Below are 16,693 nucleotides of genomic sequence, written 5' to 3'. Positions count from 1 at the left end.
CTGCAAACACACCGTGCAAGATAAGCCGATATAGCGCGCAAACTCAACGCTGAATCAAGCGTGCCCGCCGTCGCGGAGGGCACGCTTTCTACGCCGATGCGAAGGCTTATGCGGCGCTCGTCGCGCTTCCCGCACGCAGGCGCTGACCCGTCGTCGACGACTGATCACCGCGCGTATAGGGCGCAAGCGCGTCCGGCGTGCGCATGTCGCGTGGCGTTTCGAAGTCCGCGAGCGCGGCACCGCGCATCTGCTCGGGCGAGCTGGAAAAACCGGTGCGGTCGCTATAGTCCGCCGACGGCAAACGCGGCGCGCTCTCCGCGCAATTGGCGGCATACACGTCGAGCGCCGTGACGCAGACCACGTTCACGGCCGCGGCTGCCGCCCGTTGCCGGTCGCGTGCGTTCCACTTGTTCGACGACAGCGCGAGCGTGCCAAGGTCGAGCGCATCGCCGCCCACGCGCGCCCACAAGAACGGCCGCGGATCGCGCGACGCCAGTATGCCGACGCCGCACGCAAGTTCGCGCAAACCGTAAAAGCGCATGGTGCCGGGTCCTGTCTCGACGCCTGCCACGCGAGCCATCATGCGCGGCGCGACCAGTTCTGCAAGGCCGAGCGCAATGCTGTACCACCCAAGGCCGCGCGCGATCGAATCCGGTTGCGGCAGTCGTTCCTTCAGAGCGCGAGCGCTCTCCTGCTTCGGTTCAGTACGGGAATCCATTTACATCACCTTCATTCTGGGGAGCCACGTCAGCGCAGCTCACATGAAATAACAAACAGCGCCTGTGCCGCGACGATTACTGCCCGACGCGTCAAGGTTTGAGCACGACCTTGATGCAGCCGTCTTCCTTGTCGCGGAACGTCTTGTACATGCGCGGGCCTTCATCGAGCGAAACCGTGTGCGTGATAACGAACGACGGGTCGATCTGCCCTTCCTGGATTCGCCGCAACAGATCGTCGGTCCAGCGGTTGACGTGCGTCTGTCCCATGCGCCATGTCAGGCCCTTGTTCATCGACGCACCGAACGGAATCTTGTCTACCAGACCGCCGTAGACGCCCGGCACCGACAACGTTCCCGCAGGACGGCAAACGTAGATCATCTCGCGCAGCACGTGGGGCCGGTCGGTTTCGAGCATCACGGCCTGCTTTGCGCGGTCGTACATGGAGTCAACCGAACGCGTTGCGTGCGATTCCATGCCGACAGCGTCGATACATTTTTCCGGCCCCTTGCCGCCCGTCAGTTCCTTCAACCGTTCGAGGACGCTCTCTTCCTTGAAGTCGATCGTGACAGCGCCGCCCGCGCGCGCCATCGAAAGGCGCTCAGGGACGTAGTCGATCGCAATCACCTGCTTTGCGCCGAGCAGCACGGCGCTGCGAATCGCCATTTGCCCGACCGGGCCGGCGCCCCAGATCGCGACGGTATCGGTAGGCTCGATATCGCATTGCACCGCAGCCTGCCAGCCGGTCGGAAAAATGTCGCCGAGGAAAAGCACCTGCTCGTCGCTCAGACCGTCCGGAATCTTCACATGCGTTTTGTCCGCAAACGGCACGCGTACGAATTCGGCCTGCCCGCCGGGATAGCCGCCCGTCAGATGCGTGTAGCCGAACAGGCCCGCCGTGGTATGGCCGAACATCTTGTCGGCAATGTCCTTGTTGCGATTACTCCGTTCGCACACAGAAAAGTTGCCGCGTTTGCATTGATCGCATTCGCCGCAGATGATGGTGAACGGCACGACCACGCGGTCACCCACCTTCAGTGCGCTGTTCTCCTTGCCGACTTCCATCACCTCGCCCATAAATTCGTGGCCCATGATGTCGCCGGACTCCATGCCGGGCATGAAGCCGTCGTAAAGATGCAGGTCGGAGCCGCATATCGCGCAACTCGATACCTTGATGATCGCGTCGCGCGGATGTTCGATCTTCGGATCGGGCACAGTGTCGCAGCGGATGTCTTTCTTGCCATGCCATCTAAGCGCCTTCATATATCCTCCACACTGAACGGTTCAACTACTCGCGGGTGAAACGCGAACACATGCGCATCCCGCGTGCCGCGCGGTCTCGTACCGCGCAATAGTCGCCGCATCGCACGTGGAGCGATGGCGCCGGCATGAAAGCGTCAAATCGCGCTAGCGCTGAAACACACTGCGCGCAGTCCTCGTGAGCCACGCCATTACGCTTGTGCGTGCGAGCGTTCCGATCGCTTTGCGCGGCCCGAGAAGCACGGCCGCAAGACCGGCCGCGAGCACCAGAGCCAGGTAAGGCGTGTCGGCGAGAGAACTCATTGCGTTGACGGCCGGCACACCCGCTATCGTGGTTCGCCGAGGTGTGTGCAACGCCAGATTTGCAGACAGCAGGCGCGCGCGAGAGGCGGCCATGCGCTGAAGGATCGCCGCGCGGCGTTCCTGATGCCAGGCTGGATCGTGTTTCATTTCAGGGCGTCCTTCAGGGCTTCCAGGTCATGGGACACTTCGTCGCGCAGCACATGCAACGGCTCGACGGGCTTCTGGGCCTTCATCATCGCGAAGGTGGCGATCGATATGACGAGCCATGCGGCCGCAACACCCCACGCAACAGAAATGACGTAAGGCGTGTTCCACGCCGTCACGATGATGGCCACGCACAGAAAAGAGAGGGTGAACATGGCAGCGACCGCCAGCACGACCATCGCGATGACTTCGCGCACCAACCGCCCTTTCGCCTCCTCCAGTTCGAGTGCCAGAAGTTCGGCGTAGTCCACCGCCCGACTGGAACAGAAACGCGCCACGTTGCGCCACTGGCTCACTTTGGTATGTATTGACATCCTGTATCTCCCGCCAGCAATTGCCGTCACGGGCGCTCGCCACCGGTTGCGTCAACCGACGACGAGCGCTTGATCCGAACGATGCAATCGACTCTGTGTCAACCGTATCTAACGGTAATCCCTGTCGCCGCGAACGTCGCGGGCGGTTGCCGAGCGCAGCGCGCCGAGAATGAAACCCGCGGCCGCCGCAATCGCGAGCGCAGTGAACGGCCGCTCCGTGGTCGTCTCGCGCACGACGTCCGTGAGATCCGCCCACACCTGTTGAGCCTTGCCGCTTAGTTCGCGGGCGGTGCCGGCCATCTGGGTTCCGGTGTCGCCGAGCATCTCGCCCGCCGCCTCCTGCACCTTGCCGCCTATTTCCTTCACTGCCCCTTCCACTTTTCCTGTTTCCATGTTTGCTCTCCGTGGTTTGCGCGCACTAGGGTGCACAACACTGGCCGCGCAGCCGGAGCCCCGGCATGCGTTGTCGTCACGCCGCAAGAAGCGCGCCGCGTGAACGCCCGAGGAGAACTCATCGGTAGTAGACGGGAGTGAGCCGAAGGAAGCCGGCGCGCAAGAGAGAGGAACAGGGACGAGAACGGCGGATGCGGCGAGAGAAACGGCGGATACAAGCGAAGTACGAATAGCGCATCGCGCGTATCGAAAGCATCGAGCCTGTGCCCGACGTCAAAAACGCGCCGTTACATGGACGTGCGCGTTGGCGCAACCAGGGTAAGTCATGACGCGCGCCTATGCGTTGGAGGCGCGCGTTTCAGTGTCGGACGAGTGGTTTAACTTTGCGGCAATGCGCCGTTGAGCAGACGCTGCAGTGTGTCGATCTTGCGAAGATGTACGCCCCACAGCTGGCCGCCGTCTTTGATGCGACTCAGACGCTCGTGCCAGTAGCTGAGCGGAAAAGCTGAATTGTCGCGGGCACTTGCATGCGAGCGCACGAGAACCTGTTCGATATGGGCGAGATCACGTTCGATCATCGCCTGTCGCATGGAGCCGAGAGTTCTGGAATTGAAAGTTTGTTGCATGACAGTGAGGGCGGCGGTAAAAACGGCTATTACAGCAAGCCGCGTGCCGCGACTTCACACGGCCTCCGTTCGATACCGCCGAAATCCATGCGCCACGCGCTATTCGACGATTTGGAAAAGCTCATGCACGCGGCATGGGCTCCCGGTTTTTCGCGCCAGGCATGGCCCAAAACGGTGGATATCCCTATTCCCTTTTTACAAGCCTGTCCCTGCCGCTGTGAAGCCAGCCAGCGCACAACGCGAAGACTCACGCCGATTCAAGCTTCCCTTCCCCGCGCCGATAACAAACAGGTGACGATCCACTTTGAAGGAGCGTTCCCGATTTACCGGCTGTCATGGTTCCAACTACGCGCGCTTCTTTTTTCCTTTCTCAACGCCTGGTCGCCTGTTCTGTCGCGGGATTGGCAACGCTCTGTTCGCCGGCAGCTGTCGCCGGTAACGAGCCTCGCGCGAGCGCAGCTTCGACCCCGGACACAGAGGAGTTGGCGGCGATGCCATTGGAGGCGCTGATGCAGGTCACTGTCAGCACGGCGTCACGTTTCGATCAGTCGGTTACCGACGCACCGGCCGCCGTGGTCGTTCTTACCGCGGAAGACATCAGTCAGTTCGGCTGGCGCACGCTTGCCGACGCGCTCGCGTCGTTGCCGGGCCTGTATGTGACAAACGACCGCTCATATGAATACCTCGGCTCTGGCGGCTTTCAGCGTCCTGGCGATTACAACAGCCGGTTTCTGCTGCTGATCGACGGCATGCGTACGAACGACGGCGTATACGGTCAGGCGCCCATCGGCACGGACTTCCCGCTCGACATGGATCTGGTGAAGCGCATCGAGTATGTGCCGGGCCCCGGTTCGGCGATGTACGGCGCGAACGCGCTTTTCGGCGTGATCAACGTGATCACCAAAACCGGCAGCGATCTGGCGGGCGCGGAAGCCGCCGTCGCGGTGGGGAGCTTCGGCGAGAAAAAGGCGCGTGCGTCATACGGCTGGCATGGTGCGCACGGTGCCGACATTCTTGTTTCCGCGACGTCGTATGGACGCAGCGGTCAGGATCTGTACTATCCGGCATTCGACACGCCCGAGCAGAACAACGGCGTCGCCAACCGGCTCGACTACGACCGCGCGCAGAACTTCCTCGGCAAGGCCGCGTATGGCGATTTCCGCCTCACGTTCATTTACGGAAACCGCACGAAGGGCGTGCCCGATGCGCCGTACGGCGCGGTGTTCAATGCGCCCTTCAGCGTGACGGACACGCGAAGCTATCTGGATCTCTCGTACCAGCATTTGCTTGCCGACGGCGTCACGCTGGCATCGCAAGTGTACTGGGGCCGCTACGACTACCGGATGCCGTCGGTCTACGGTCCGCAACCGTATGTGGCCAATGTCGACGGCAGCCACGCGCTCTGGTACGGCGCCGACGTGCACGCGACCGTGTCGTCGATCGACAAACATCGAATCGTGATCGGTACGGACTTCACCCGAGACGCGCGCCTGAACCAGTACAACTACAACGTCGACCCGTATGCGCAATTGCTCGACGACCATCACAGCGGCAACCGCGCCGGTGTCTATATCGAAGACGAAATCACGTTGCCCGCCAATTTCACGCTGAATGCGGGCTTGCGTTACGACCAGCAGACGGCCTCGGGCGGCAACCTGAGTCCGCGCATCGGGCTCATCTACAAGCTGACTCCGCGCGATACGTTCAAGCTGCTGTACGGCGAGGCCTATCGCGCGCCGAACGCATACGAGATGTACTACGCTGTAGGCGGCGCCGACGGCCAGTTGGGTAATTCATCGCTGAAGGCAGAGCACATCGCGACGACCGAACTCGTATATGAAAGAGCCGTGTCCGCGATGGCCCGCGCGACACTCTCGCTGTTCCAGTACAACGCGCGCGAGCTGATCTCGTCGACACAGCAGAGCTCCGGTCTTTATATCTTCCGCAACGTCGATCGCGCCACCGCGCGAGGCGCGGAACTCGCCTATGAGCAGCAAATGGCAGGCACGCGGGTGCGCGCGAGCTATTCGTACCAGATAGCTCACGACTCCAACACCGGGGCCGCACTCCAGAATTCGCCGAAGCATCTCGCGAAGGCCAATGTCGCTGTGCCCTTCTTCGCGAATGCGTTGGTATCGGGACTCGAAGTGCAATGCACGTCCACGCGACTGGCTGCGGTCGGCGAGACCGGCGGTTTCTGCCTCGCGAACGTGACGCTAAGTTCGCGCCGGCTGATTCGCGGTGCGGACCTGTCGTTTTCCATCTATAACCTGACCGATAAACGGTACGCCGACCCAGTGGGTCCGGGCTTCACCCAGGAGACAGTTGCGCAGCAAAGCCGGACCTTCGTGTTCAAGGCCGTCTACGGGTTCTGACATGAATCGCGTTCGCATCAGGACCATAGCGGCGTGTTTCGTGTTCGCGTCGCCGCTGATCGTGCAGACATCGGTCGATGCGCAGGTGGACCTGTCCGCGCTCGAGGCGGCCTACATCTTCAACTTCGCGCAGTTCACCGACTGGCCAGCGGGACGTTCGGCGGACAACCTGCTCTCGGTATGCGTGGATCAGGAGAGCCCGCTCGGTCAGGCACTCACCAAGCTCGACGGCAAGCGTGCGGGCAAACAGGGATGGCGCGTTCGGCCGCTGCCTCGCACGGAAAAAGCCGCCGATTGCCACCTCGTCGTGTTAACCGGAAGCACTCCATTGAGCGCCGCAGTCAAGGCGCTGCTGACATCCGACGCGCCCGTCGTGATCGTGAGCGAGGTCGACACCACCGAGCAGGGCTGGGTGATTCGCCTCGTGCGCGACGGCGATCATCTGAAGTTCGATATCAACGTCAGCGAGGCTTCACGGCGGCGCATCACGCTCAGTTCGAAACTCATGCGCCTCGCGAGGACGGTTCTATGAAAAGTTTCTCCGCATGGTCACGGCTTGCATGGCCACGCGAGCATGTGAACCTGGTCGGCGTGGCGATCGCGCTGCTCATTTCGAGTGTCGTGCTGCTGATCTATCAGGCGCTTTCGCTGCGCGCGTCGCTGACCGACGACGTCAGCATGCAGGCATCGGTGCTCGCGGAGAATCTGACCGCCTCGGCCATGTTCGGCGACCGCGAGGCGACTGCTGAAATACTAGGCTCGCTTCGCAAGGTTCCGCATGTCGAGAGCGCAACCGTCTATACGCCAGATGGCGAACTGTTCGTGCGCTATGCGCGCCCCGGGCTCCGCCGCGCTGACTACGAAGAAGGCACGCTCGAGAACGTGGGCAACTCGCGCCGTCTTTCACTCGAAGACATCTTCGTCGCGGCGCCCATCATTCATAACGACCGGTTGCTCGGCAGCATCGTCGTCGTAGCAGCAACTGACGCGATAAAAATGCAGCTTGCCCAGTACGGCTGTTTTCTCATTGGCGCGTCGCTGTGTTCGGTATGGATCGCATCGCTCGTCATGAAGCGTATGCGCGAGCGAGTGTCGCGCGCGGAGAAAGACCTCGAATATCTTGCTTCGACCGATCCGCTGACGGATCTGCCTAACCGCCGTGCGTTCTACGATGAACTGAAGATGCGCCTGCACAAGGCAAGCGCCGCCAACAAACGCGTCGCGCTGATGATGGTGGACCTCGACAACTTCAAGACCGTCAACGATACGCTGGGCCATGGCGCCGGCGATGAACTGCTCAAACAGGTCGCCGAGGCGTTGCGCAACGTCGTCCGGCCTCACGACCTGGTGAGCCGAATCGGCGGCGACGAATTCGCTATCGTGCTCGGGCCCGATGCAAGCCGGGTTCGCGCACGCGCGACTGCGGGCCGCGTCGCACGCAACCTGTCACGCCCATTCGTTCTGCACGGTATTGAGTCGGCCGTATCGGCAAGCGTAGGGTTCAGCGTTTATCCCGAGGACACCGCCGAAATCGCGGAGCTGGTGAGCAATGCGGATATTGCGCTGTATTCGGCTAAAAGCAGGGGCAAGAGCATTGCCGTCGAGTTTCAGAGCGAGATGACAGCCGAGGCGCAACGGCGCGCGCGCATCGAAGCCGAACTGCGCAAGGCGCTCGAACAGGACGGGCTCGACATTGTCTATCAGCCGCAATTCGATTGCCTTTCCGGCCGCCTGCTCGGCGCGGAGGCGCTGGTCCGCTGGACGCATCCGACGGAAGGCCCCATTTTGCCGGCCGAATTCGTTCCGATTGCCGAAAACAGCGATCTGATCGTCGCGCTTGGCCGCTGGGTCTTGTGGCGCGCTTGCCGCGACGCCGCGAACTGGAATGCCGGCAAGAATGCAGGCGTGCATGTGGCCGTGAACATTTCCGCACGCCAACTGCGAACCGAAGGCTTCACGGACGAAGTCTGCACCGCGCTGAAGAAAAGCGGCTTGCCGGCTTCGCTGCTCGAACTCGAACTGACCGAGAGCCAGTTGATGTCCAATATGTCGGTGGGCATTCAGGCAATGCAGGAATTGCGCGCCGCCGGCGTGCGCCTGTCGCTCGACGACTTCGGCACAGGCTACTCGTCGCTGTCATACCTGCAGTCTTTTCCCGTGCACAGCATCAAGATTGACCGCAGTTTCATCTGTCCATTGCCCAATGGCGGTCAGCCCATCGTCACCGCGATCATTTCGATGGCGCATAGCTTCGGCCTGCTGGTCGTCGCGGAAGGCGTCGAGTATCCCGCGCAACTCGAATGGCTTTGCGACGCGCGCTGCGATGTGGTTCAAGGCTTCCTGACGGGCCGTCCGATGCGGCTCGAACAATTGCTCACGATCATTCGCGCGGAAGAAGAACAGAAAGACACGCGTAGCAGAACGCCGGTCGCGCCGCGGCCGCACCGCGTGCCAACCGCCTGAGAGACTGACGGTCCACTTGACCCGTGCCATATATGAAGGTAGCCTACACAGGTTACCTTCATATATTCGTCTGGCTTTCTGCTGGCACACATGGGCAAGAACGATCCGCCGCTCGACTCCGATTCGCTTCACACACTCGCCGAAGACCTGCGGGTGCTGACCGGCAAGCTGCGTCGCCGTCTGCGCGAAGAGGCGCATCTGGGCGATTTCACTCCTTCGCAGATACAGGTTCTCGGCCTGCTTGAGCGCGACGGCCCCGCAACGGTCACCGAACTCGCGCGCAGCCAGGGCATGCGTCCGCAATCCATGGGCGAGACGCTTTCTGTTTTGAAAGCCGCAGGGCTAGTGAGCGGCGCGCCCGATCCGAACGACGGCCGGCAAACGGTTCTTTCGCTCACGCCCGCCTTCCGCAAGAAGATCAAGGCAAGTCGCGCCGCACGCGAAGACTGGCTGTTTCGCACTATCCAGACGCGCTTTTCGGCAGCCGAGCAGCAGCAACTTGCCGCTGGCGTCGAATTGCTCAAACGCCTGACCGAATCGTAATTCTCACGCAAACCAGAACTGGAGCTCACATGGCACTGACCACGCTCGACGCAAAGACCGCACTGGTGGTGATCGACTTACAGCAAGGCATCGTCGCAATGCCCACCGCTCATCCCACGGCTGAAGTGGTCGCGCGCGCAGCCCAATTAGCCCACGCGTTTCGCCGCCACGGTCTGCCCGTCGTACTCGTGAACGTGGCGGGCGGCGCGCCGGGGCGCGCGGAGCAGGCGCGTCCTACCGGCAATTTCCCCGCGGGTTTTGCCGATCTCGTGCCCGAACTGAACCGGCAGGAGTCAGATCATCTGGTGACGAAACGCACGTGGGGCGCGTTCACGAATACTGATCTCGAAGCGTATCTGCGCGAGCAAGGCGTGACGCAAATCGTGCTGGCGGGTGTGGCGACCAGCGTCGGCGTTGAATCAACCGCGCGTTTCGCCCACGAGCTAGGTCTGAACATCGCGTTTGCTGTCGACGCGATGACCGACCTGCACCTGGACGCTCACACGAACAGCCTCACGCGAATCTTCCCTCGGCTCGGCGAAACGGGCACCACGCAGGAAGTGCTCGACATGCTCGAACAAACGCGCGCATGAGCATGCGCTGCAGGCCAGACACCATCCAGACATTCGTAGGAGATAAATTCCGGTGAGCAGTACGTTCCGTTCGCTGCGCAACTTCAATTACCGTGTGTGGGCGAGTGGTGCGATCGTTTCCAACGTCGGTACATGGATGCAGCGCACCGCGCAGGACTGGCTCGTCCTCACGGAACTCACGCAACACAACGCGACTTCCGTAGGTATCGTGATGTCGCTGCAGTTCGGGCCGCAAATGCTTTTACTGCCGCTCACCGGCTATGCGGCCGATCATTTCGACCGTCGCAAGCTCCTGTTCATCACGCAGGCGGCAATGGGCAGTCTCGCGCTCGGCCTTGGGCTGCTTACGATCACCGGCCTCGTGCAACTCTGGCAGGTCTACGTTTTCGCAGGACTGCTCGGCTGCGTAACCGCATTCGATTCGCCCGCGCGTCAGACTTTCGTGTCGGACCTCGTCGGCGAAAGCGATCTTTCCAATGCGGTCGCGCTGAACTCCACGTCGTTCAATGCCGCGCGAATGATCGGTCCGGCGGTGGCGGGTCTGCTGATCGCGTCGGTCGGAACGGGCTGGGTGTTTCTGATCAACGCGCTCTCGTTTATCGCCGTCCTCGGCGCGTTGCGCATGTTGCGCGCTCGCGAGCTACATGCAAAGCCTCGCGCAATGCGCTCGCGCGGCAGCTTCGTGGAAGGTTTCCGCTACGTATGGAAGCGCCCCGATCTGAAGGCGGCACTGCTCATGCAGTTCCTGATCGGCACGTTCGGCCTTAACTTCCCTATTTTTATTTCGACGATGTCCGTCACCGCATTTCATGCGGGCGCGGGCGAATACGGCGTGTTGAGTTCGACCATGGCGATCGGTTCCGTCACCGGCGCGCTGCTGGCCGCGCGCCGCGCGCAACCGCGCATGGCGTTGCTGCTCGGCGCTGCGGCAGTATTCGGCGTGGGCTGCACGGCAGCTTCGTTGATGCCAAACTATGTGCTCTTCGGCGTGATGCTCGCCTTCATCGGCGTGTCGACGCAAACCTTCAACACGTCCACCAACAGTCTCGTGCAACTCTCCACGGAGCCGGCCATGCGTGGCCGCGTGATCGCGATCCTGCTCGCCATTGCGCTCGGGGGCACTCCGCTTGGCGCACCCGTGGTCGGCTGGGTCGCGGACCGTTTCGGCCCGCGCTGGGCGCTTGGCGTGGGCGCGGCGTCGGGCTTCGCCGCCGCGCTCGTGGGCTTGCTGTACCTCGTCAAATACAGGGGCTTTCGCGTGTATGTCGACGCGGGACGTCTGCACTACAGCATTGACGAGCCACGCCAGGCGCCGCCTTATGTGAGCCCCGCGATGGCCGTACAAAACGCAGTCCTGGATGAAGCTGAAGAAGAGTCTTCATCAGGTGTGTAGCGCGAGTTACTTCGCGACCGGCATCGTGAACTCGGCACCCTTTGCGATGCTATCCGGCCAGCGCTGCATGATGCTCTTGTAACGTGTATAGAAGCGCACGCCTTCTTCGCCATACGCGTGATGATCGCCGAATAGCGACCTCTTCCATCCACCGAACGAGTGCCATGCCATTGGCACCGGAATGGGCACATTGATGCCGACCATGCCCACCTGAATTTGCCGGCCGAAAGCGCGCGCCACACCGCCGTCCGACGTAAAGAGCGACACGCCGTTACCAAACTCATGCGCGTTGATGAGTTCCACCGCGCTTGCGAAATCGGGCACTCGCACCACGGCAAGCACTGGGCCGAAGATCTCTTCCTTATAGATCTTCATTTGCGTGCCGACATTGTCGAACAGCGTTCCGCCAATGAAGAAGCCTGCTTCGTTCGCGACCGGATGCGCGCGGCCGTCCACGATGAGCGTCGCGCCCTCTTCTTCGCCCGATGCGATATAGCCCGCGACTTTCGCCTTGTGCTCCGCGGTCACGAGCGGGCCCATTTCAGCGTCGAGGTTCTCGCCGTTCTTGATCACGAGCGACTTGACGCGCGGCACCAGTTTTTCGATCAGCTTGTCGGCGACATTACCCACTGCCACCGCCACCGAAATTGCCATGCAACGCTCGCCGGCCGATCCGTATGCCGCGCCGATCAGCGCGTCCACGGCCTGGTCGAGATCGGCGTCGGGCATCACCACGAGGTGATTCTTGGCGCCGCCGAGAGCCTGCACGCGCTTGCCGCGCTTCGACGCCTCCGTATGGATGTACTCGGCGATCGGAGTCGACCCGACGAACGACAGTGCGGCGACGTCCGGATGTTCGATGAGTGCATCGACGGCCACTTTGTCGCCGTTGACCACATTGAACACGCCGTCCGGCAAACCGGCTTCTTTCAACAGTTCCGCAATTCGCAGCGACGCCGAAGGATCGCGTTCCGACGGTTTCAGCACGAAGGTGTTGCCGCAAGCCAGCGCCACGGGGAACATCCACATGGGCACCATGACCGGGAAATTGAACGGCGTGATGCCCGCGACCACGCCGAGCGGCTGACGCAGATTCCAGTTGTCGATGCCGCCGCCGATCTGGTCGGTGAAATCGGTCTTCAGCAGATTCGGAATGCCGCACGCGAATTCGACCACTTCGATGCCACGCACGACCTCCCCTTGCGCGTCCGTGAACACCTTGCCGTGCTCGCGCGTAATGAGCATCGCGAGTTCGTCGTGGTGCTTGTTGAGCAGTTCTTTGAACTTGAACAGGATGCGTGCGCGCTTGAGCGGCGCGGTTTCGCTCCACGCGGCGAAGGCGGCTTTCGCGGATTGCACTGCAGCATCCACTTCCTCGATCGACGCAAGCGCGACCGCCCCTGTCACCTGACCCGTCGCGGGATTGAACACTTCCTTGAAGCGGCCGCTGGCAGGGTCGACCGCAACCCCGCCGATATAGTGGCCGATCTGCTGCACCGAAAGTTTCGCTTGTTCGTTTGCTGCGTTCATTGATTACCTCGGATTCGGGATGTGCCGCGGCATACGGACCGGGCGGACAGACGGATTGGAGTCCGTCAACTGTATCCACGCTGCGTCGCATATTCCCGATACAGCAAAACAGAACCGCGCCTCACTGTATTGTTTTTTGCGCGGCAACTGTGCTGGGCGCACTGCGCGCGACCGGCGGCGTTTTGCGTTCTGCGGCATCGCAGCATGCGTTTGCCGCAACCTTGACCCCGTCGTACAAATCCTGGTTGCATAGTTGGCCCGCCGGTCGCCAAATGAGGCAGCCGCAGAAGCTGGTCACCCAAAAAATCAGGTGAGGAGGCGCAACATGACAACGAATGTATCGGTGGATGACCGCAAGCATCGCGGGCAGGCGCGCAAGGCAACCGCCAGTGGCTGGATAGGCTCGGCACTCGAATACTACGATTTCTTCATTTATGCGCAGGCAGCGGCGCTGATCTTTCCTCAGCTGTTTTTTCCGTCCGGCAATCCAAAGATCGCGATCGTCGCCTCACTGGCGACTTACGGTGTGGGTTATGTCGCACGGCCAATCGGCGCGTTCGTGCTCGGACATTGGGGCGACACGCATGGCCGCAAGAACGTTCTGCTGCTCTGCATGTTCCTGATGGGCTTTTCGACGATGGCCGTGGGCTTCCTGCCCACCTATCAGCATGTCGGCTTGCTTGCACCGGCGCTGCTCGTTGTGCTTCGTCTGATTCAGGGCTTTGCGGTCGCCGGCGAAATCTCAGGCGCGAGCTCGATGATTCTCGAACATGCGCCATTTGGACGACGCGGCTATTACGCCAGTTTCACGCTGCAAGGCGTGCAGGCCGGACAGATTCTCGCTGCTGCCGTGTTTCTGCCGCTCGCCTATTTCATGGAGGAGAGTTCTTTCAATTCGTGGGGCTGGCGTATTCCATTTCTACTGAGTGCCGTGGTGCTGGTGGCTGGCTATATCATCCGCCGCGAGGTCGAGGAAACGCCCGCTTTCGCCAAAGAAGACGCGAGCGGCGGCGTGCCGAAGTCGCCGATTGCCGAGGCGTTCCGCTACAACTGGGTCGACATGCTGCGTGTGGTGGGCTGCTCGCTGATGAACGTGATTCCCGTGGTTGCGACGATTTTCGGCGCTGCCTATGCGGTGCAGGCCGCGTACGGTATCGGCTTTTCGAAAAGCGTCTATCTATGGATTCCGGTGATCGGCAACATTGTGGCCGTGCTCGTGATCCCTTACGTGGGCAATCTGTCGGACCGGATCGGCAGACGCCTGCCGATCATTGTCGGCGCACTCGGCGCGGGGCTTCTCTCTTTTGCGTACCTCTATGCGATCAGTATCCACAACGTAGCGCTCGCGATCGTCATGTCGATCCTGATGTGGGGCATCGTCTACCAGGGCTATAACGCCACATTCCCGAGTTTCTATCCAGAACTTTTTCCGACCCGCTCGCGCGTCTCCGCGATGGCGATCGGGCAGAACATCGGGACGACGATTACGGCGCTGCTGCCCGCACTATTTGCGTATGTCGCGCCGCCGGGATCGCACAATGTTCCGCTCACGATTGGAGCGATCACGTTCGGCATCACGATTATCGCGGCGGTGACCGCATGGAGCGCGCGGGAGAACTACCGGGTCAAACTGTCCGATCTGGGCCAGCCGGGCGCGGTGCCGCTCGACAAGACCAGCTACGACCGGCTGAGGGCAGAAACAATGGCGGAATCGAAAAAGGCCGTGGCTTCTTAGGCAGAAGAACAATGCGCGTTTAGCGCCATTGCGCAGTCAACTCGTTAGCGAGGACCATTTGCTCGCGCACTCGTTCGATGAAGGCTGCCTCCATACCGCTTTGCGCCTTGAGAAATTTTAGCGCTGCCGAATGGACTGCGCGCATCGACCCGCCGTCTATTGCGCCGATGCGCGCCGCGTTGCGTCGCGTTTCCTCGACCAGATCGCGCGCGCCGCTGAAATCGGGCGACAAGCCGCTCTGCGCCTCGAAGCTCGCTCGCAGACGAGTTGCGTATTCGCGCGACTGCCCAAGCTGGTCCATGTCGATGAGCAGATCGACTCCTTGCCCCATTCGCCACGCGCAAAGAATCCACAGCGCGACGAATGCGCGGTATGCATTATTGCCTTCCGCGCTGCGTGCGTACTGTTCGCAGGCCATGGCGTAGGCGTCGTCGGAAGCCGGCGTGGCGGGCGGCAACTTTGCATCGCACATGTCGATAACCTGCCTCACCACGGGTTCCGCACGATTCAATCCAAGCACGCGAAAAGGCGCGGCCACAAAAAACGGATTACGCCACTGCTGGTTGAGGAGCCAGCCAGAAGCAAATTGCGAAGCGGGATTGCGCAACACACCGACATGCATCGCATCGGGAAAGGCGTGTCTGAGCCACGGCAACCTTCCTGATGACCGGCAGAACTTGAACACCGGCACGCTGCCTTGCCGCGTCGAGTGCTCGCACAAGTTGCGTAAATACGCGTGCAGCGCGGGGAATCCGGCATCCGGCACGTCGCCGAAACGGTCAATGCTGAATTGCCTGCTGTAGCCGGCCACGCCGCGCGCGCCTTCTTGCAGAAAGGGCGTGTACTCGTTGAAGTAAGGGGCATCGAGCGGCGGATGTCCGGAGGTCAGCGTGGGACGGCTTGCGGCAACATCGGCGAGACTCAAATCAGCCAGTACGTTGCTGAGCGGCTCGTAAAATCCGGTTACAGCGTTGAGCGCCCGGAGACGGGACCACACCCAGGTGCCTGCGCTCCGCCACCCGGTGTGCAAAAATACGCCCTGTTTCAGGGCACTTTTCGGCGCGGCGTCGACCTCATGTGACAACGGCATCGGTGTTCTCTTTAGTGAAAGCGGTAGGGAATCATCTGCGCATACTGTAGCGTTTAGAGCTGTCGTCTGCGTTACAGAAGCACCACTTTACCTTTCATCCTGCACCGCCACTGGAAGCGTGCGGACAAACGCATTAAGCTCCAGGGTCCAGGACTGAAAACAGCACCTTCATGAACGATTCCGCCGATATACGCTTCCTGCTGACCATACGCGAAAGCGGCAGCCTCGTCGCCGCGGCGCGAAAGTTGGGGCTGTCGCCTTCGGCAATTACGCAGCGTCTGCAACAACTGGAGAAGAAGCTCGGTGCTCAACTGCTCAATCGCAGCGCGCGCCGCCTTCAATTTACCGAAGAAGGTACGCTGCTCTGCGAGCGCGGCGCGGAACTGGTTCAGCAGTTCGATACACTATTCGAAGATCTGCAGACGCGCCGCGGCGGCCTGATCGGCACATTGAAAGTCAACGCGCCGCTCGGTTTCGGGCGGCGTTACGTGGCGCCCGCAATTGCCGACTTTCAGCAGCAGCATCCGGATATCGACGTCGCGTTGACGCTGTCGGACCAGCCGCTCATGGAAACGGCTGAACGCTTCGACATCGTCGTGCATATCGGCGACCTGCCGATATCCAACCGCGTGGGTTACACGATCGCCCCGAACGCGCGCTTCGTATGCGCGGCGCCCGCGCTCGTCAAGCGTATCGGCGCGCCCGAGTCGCCCGACGACCTCGCCGGGATGCCCTGTATCGTGCTTCGTGAGAATAACGAAGACGTCACCCTCTGGCAGTTCAGCCGCGGCCGCACGCGCCGTAGCGTACGCGTTTCATCGCACCTGAGCTGCAACGACGGCGACGTGATCCGTCAATGGGCATGCGAAGGCCGCGGCGTGATTCTGCGCTCCGAATGGGACGTGGCGGACGACATCGCGAAAGGAAGGCTCGTGCGCCTGCTGCCCGCGTGGAAAACTCCGGACGCGAACGTCATCGCGCTCACCCATCAACGTGCTGGCTTGCCCGCGCGTACACGAACTTTCATGCAGCACTTGCAGGCGAGATTCCGGCCGCTGCCGCCGTGGCGAATCTCGCATTAAGCCAGACTGAATCTATGAATTCGATCGGTTGAAGTTTCGCGCCGCATGCCGACTTTATAATTGGCGCCTGGTG

The 16,693-nt window shown here is 61.5% G+C and carries 17 protein-coding genes; 9 read left to right on the top strand and 8 right to left on the bottom strand.

Features of this window, described 5'->3' with window-relative positions; genetic code table 11:
* Positions 1–106: 106 nt before the first annotated feature.
* From H281_RS0116885 to H281_RS0116860, 6 genes are all read right to left on the bottom strand, one after another.
* Complete coding sequence (locus tag H281_RS0116885; RefSeq protein WP_020068318.1) at positions 107–718, bottom strand: hypothetical protein; 612 nt, start codon at positions 716–718, stop codon at positions 107–109.
* A gap of 91 nt (positions 719–809) precedes the next feature.
* Entirely contained in the window at positions 810–1,979 is a 1,170-nt protein-coding gene (locus H281_RS0116880; RefSeq protein ID WP_020068317.1) for a zinc-dependent alcohol dehydrogenase, read from the bottom strand.
* Positions 1,980–2,123: 144 nt separating this feature from the next.
* Complete coding sequence (locus H281_RS0116875) at positions 2,124–2,426, bottom strand: hypothetical protein (RefSeq protein WP_020068316.1); 303 nt, start codon at positions 2,424–2,426, stop codon at positions 2,124–2,126.
* Positions 2,423–2,797 (bottom strand): phage holin family protein, encoded by a 375-nt coding sequence (locus H281_RS0116870; protein ID WP_020068315.1) that lies wholly within the window; start codon positions 2,795–2,797, stop codon positions 2,423–2,425. Before H281_RS0116870 ends, H281_RS0116875 begins: the two co-directional genes overlap by 4 nt.
* 108 nt (positions 2,798–2,905) lie before the next feature.
* Positions 2,906–3,190 carry a CsbD family protein gene (locus H281_RS0116865; protein ID WP_020068314.1) on the bottom strand — a complete coding sequence of 95 codons (285 nt, stop codon included), beginning with the start codon at positions 3,188–3,190 and terminating at the stop codon, positions 2,906–2,908.
* Positions 3,191–3,567: 377 nt separating this feature from the next.
* Positions 3,568–3,768, bottom strand: a complete 201-nt coding sequence (locus H281_RS0116860; RefSeq protein ID WP_020068313.1) for a hypothetical protein — start codon at positions 3,766–3,768, stop codon at positions 3,568–3,570.
* On the opposite strand from H281_RS0116860, the gene H281_RS37325 reads away from it, so the two are divergent.
* The 7 genes from H281_RS37325 to H281_RS0116825 all read left to right on the top strand — a co-directional run bounded on the left by H281_RS37325 (position 3,745) and on the right by H281_RS0116825 (position 11,183).
* Positions 3,745–4,326, top strand: a complete 582-nt coding sequence (locus H281_RS37325; RefSeq protein ID WP_241077895.1) for a hypothetical protein — start codon at positions 3,745–3,747, stop codon at positions 4,324–4,326. The genes H281_RS0116860 and H281_RS37325 overlap by 24 nt on opposite strands.
* Positions 4,326–6,191 carry a TonB-dependent receptor plug domain-containing protein gene (locus tag H281_RS0116850; RefSeq protein ID WP_241077894.1) on the top strand — a complete coding sequence of 622 codons (1,866 nt, stop codon included), beginning with the start codon at positions 4,326–4,328 and terminating at the stop codon, positions 6,189–6,191. The genes H281_RS37325 and H281_RS0116850 overlap by 1 nt, the downstream gene beginning before the upstream one ends.
* Position 6,192: 1 nt before the next feature.
* Positions 6,193–6,723 carry a YfiR family protein gene (locus H281_RS0116845; protein WP_027804680.1) on the top strand — a complete coding sequence of 177 codons (531 nt, stop codon included), beginning with the start codon at positions 6,193–6,195 and terminating at the stop codon, positions 6,721–6,723.
* Positions 6,720–8,654, top strand: a complete 1,935-nt coding sequence (locus H281_RS0116840; RefSeq protein WP_020068309.1) for a putative bifunctional diguanylate cyclase/phosphodiesterase — start codon at positions 6,720–6,722, stop codon at positions 8,652–8,654. Before H281_RS0116845 ends, H281_RS0116840 begins: the two co-directional genes overlap by 4 nt.
* A 90-nt stretch (positions 8,655–8,744) precedes the next feature.
* The gene (locus H281_RS0116835) at positions 8,745–9,197 is read left to right on the top strand and encodes a MarR family winged helix-turn-helix transcriptional regulator (protein WP_020068308.1); all 453 of its coding nucleotides are present in this window, start codon (positions 8,745–8,747) and stop codon (positions 9,195–9,197) included.
* Positions 9,198–9,226: 29 nt separating this feature from the next.
* Complete coding sequence (locus tag H281_RS0116830; RefSeq protein ID WP_020068307.1) at positions 9,227–9,790, top strand: isochorismatase family protein; 564 nt, start codon at positions 9,227–9,229, stop codon at positions 9,788–9,790.
* A gap of 52 nt (positions 9,791–9,842) precedes the next feature.
* Entirely contained in the window at positions 9,843–11,183 is a 1,341-nt protein-coding gene (locus tag H281_RS0116825; protein WP_020068306.1) for an MFS transporter, read from the top strand.
* Positions 11,184–11,189: 6 nt separating this feature from the next.
* Here H281_RS0116825 and H281_RS0116820 read toward each other — a convergent pair whose 3' ends face one another.
* The gene (locus H281_RS0116820; protein ID WP_020068305.1) at positions 11,190–12,713 is read right to left on the bottom strand and encodes a CoA-acylating methylmalonate-semialdehyde dehydrogenase; all 1,524 of its coding nucleotides are present in this window, start codon (positions 12,711–12,713) and stop codon (positions 11,190–11,192) included.
* Between the two features lie 325 nt (positions 12,714–13,038).
* Here H281_RS0116820 and H281_RS0116815 point away from each other — a divergent pair, with 325 nt between their 5' ends.
* Positions 13,039–14,448, top strand: a complete 1,410-nt coding sequence (locus H281_RS0116815; RefSeq protein ID WP_020068304.1) for an MFS transporter — start codon at positions 13,039–13,041, stop codon at positions 14,446–14,448.
* Positions 14,449–14,467: 19 nt separating this feature from the next.
* Here H281_RS0116815 and H281_RS0116810 read toward each other — a convergent pair whose 3' ends face one another.
* The gene (locus H281_RS0116810; RefSeq protein WP_020068303.1) at positions 14,468–15,538 is read right to left on the bottom strand and encodes a hypothetical protein; all 1,071 of its coding nucleotides are present in this window, start codon (positions 15,536–15,538) and stop codon (positions 14,468–14,470) included.
* Positions 15,539–15,708: 170 nt separating this feature from the next.
* On the opposite strand from H281_RS0116810, the gene H281_RS0116805 reads away from it, so the two are divergent.
* Positions 15,709–16,620 (top strand): LysR family transcriptional regulator, encoded by a 912-nt coding sequence (locus H281_RS0116805; protein ID WP_020068302.1) that lies wholly within the window; start codon positions 15,709–15,711, stop codon positions 16,618–16,620.
* The last annotated feature ends 73 nt before the right edge of the window (positions 16,621–16,693 follow it).

It is taken from the genome of Paraburkholderia caledonica (genome assembly GCF_000383275.1).
GTDB lineage: Bacteria > Pseudomonadota > Gammaproteobacteria > Burkholderiales > Burkholderiaceae > Paraburkholderia > Paraburkholderia caledonica.
Note: the sequence above shows the minus strand (reverse complement) of the source record. Positions and strands in the feature narration are given on the sequence as shown.

Coding starts and splice junctions, on each gene's coding strand:
- H281_RS0116885 (WP_020068318.1), bottom strand. CDS start 718: ATGGATTCCCGTACTGAACCGAAGCAGGAGAGCGCTCGCGCTCTGAAG.
- H281_RS0116880 (WP_020068317.1), bottom strand. CDS start 1,979: ATGAAGGCGCTTAGATGGCATGGCAAGAAAGACATCCGCTGCGACACT.
- H281_RS0116875 (WP_020068316.1), bottom strand. CDS start 2,426: ATGAAACACGATCCAGCCTGGCATCAGGAACGCCGCGCGGCGATCCTT.
- H281_RS0116870 (WP_020068315.1), bottom strand. CDS start 2,797: ATGTCAATACATACCAAAGTGAGCCAGTGGCGCAACGTGGCGCGTTTC.
- H281_RS0116865 (WP_020068314.1), bottom strand. CDS start 3,190: ATGGAAACAGGAAAAGTGGAAGGGGCAGTGAAGGAAATAGGCGGCAAG.
- H281_RS37325 (WP_241077895.1), top strand. CDS start 3,745: ATGGGCGAGATCACGTTCGATCATCGCCTGTCGCATGGAGCCGAGAGT.
- H281_RS0116860 (WP_020068313.1), bottom strand. CDS start 3,768: ATGATCGAACGTGATCTCGCCCATATCGAACAGGTTCTCGTGCGCTCG.
- H281_RS0116850 (WP_241077894.1), top strand. CDS start 4,326: ATGCAGGTCACTGTCAGCACGGCGTCACGTTTCGATCAGTCGGTTACC.
- H281_RS0116845 (WP_027804680.1), top strand. CDS start 6,193: ATGAATCGCGTTCGCATCAGGACCATAGCGGCGTGTTTCGTGTTCGCG.
- H281_RS0116840 (WP_020068309.1), top strand. CDS start 6,720: ATGAAAAGTTTCTCCGCATGGTCACGGCTTGCATGGCCACGCGAGCAT.
- H281_RS0116835 (WP_020068308.1), top strand. CDS start 8,745: ATGGGCAAGAACGATCCGCCGCTCGACTCCGATTCGCTTCACACACTC.
- H281_RS0116830 (WP_020068307.1), top strand. CDS start 9,227: ATGGCACTGACCACGCTCGACGCAAAGACCGCACTGGTGGTGATCGAC.
- H281_RS0116820 (WP_020068305.1), bottom strand. CDS start 12,713: ATGAACGCAGCAAACGAACAAGCGAAACTTTCGGTGCAGCAGATCGGC.
- H281_RS0116815 (WP_020068304.1), top strand. CDS start 13,039: ATGACAACGAATGTATCGGTGGATGACCGCAAGCATCGCGGGCAGGCG.
- H281_RS0116810 (WP_020068303.1), bottom strand. CDS start 15,538: ATGCCGTTGTCACATGAGGTCGACGCCGCGCCGAAAAGTGCCCTGAAA.
- H281_RS0116805 (WP_020068302.1), top strand. CDS start 15,709: ATGAACGATTCCGCCGATATACGCTTCCTGCTGACCATACGCGAAAGC.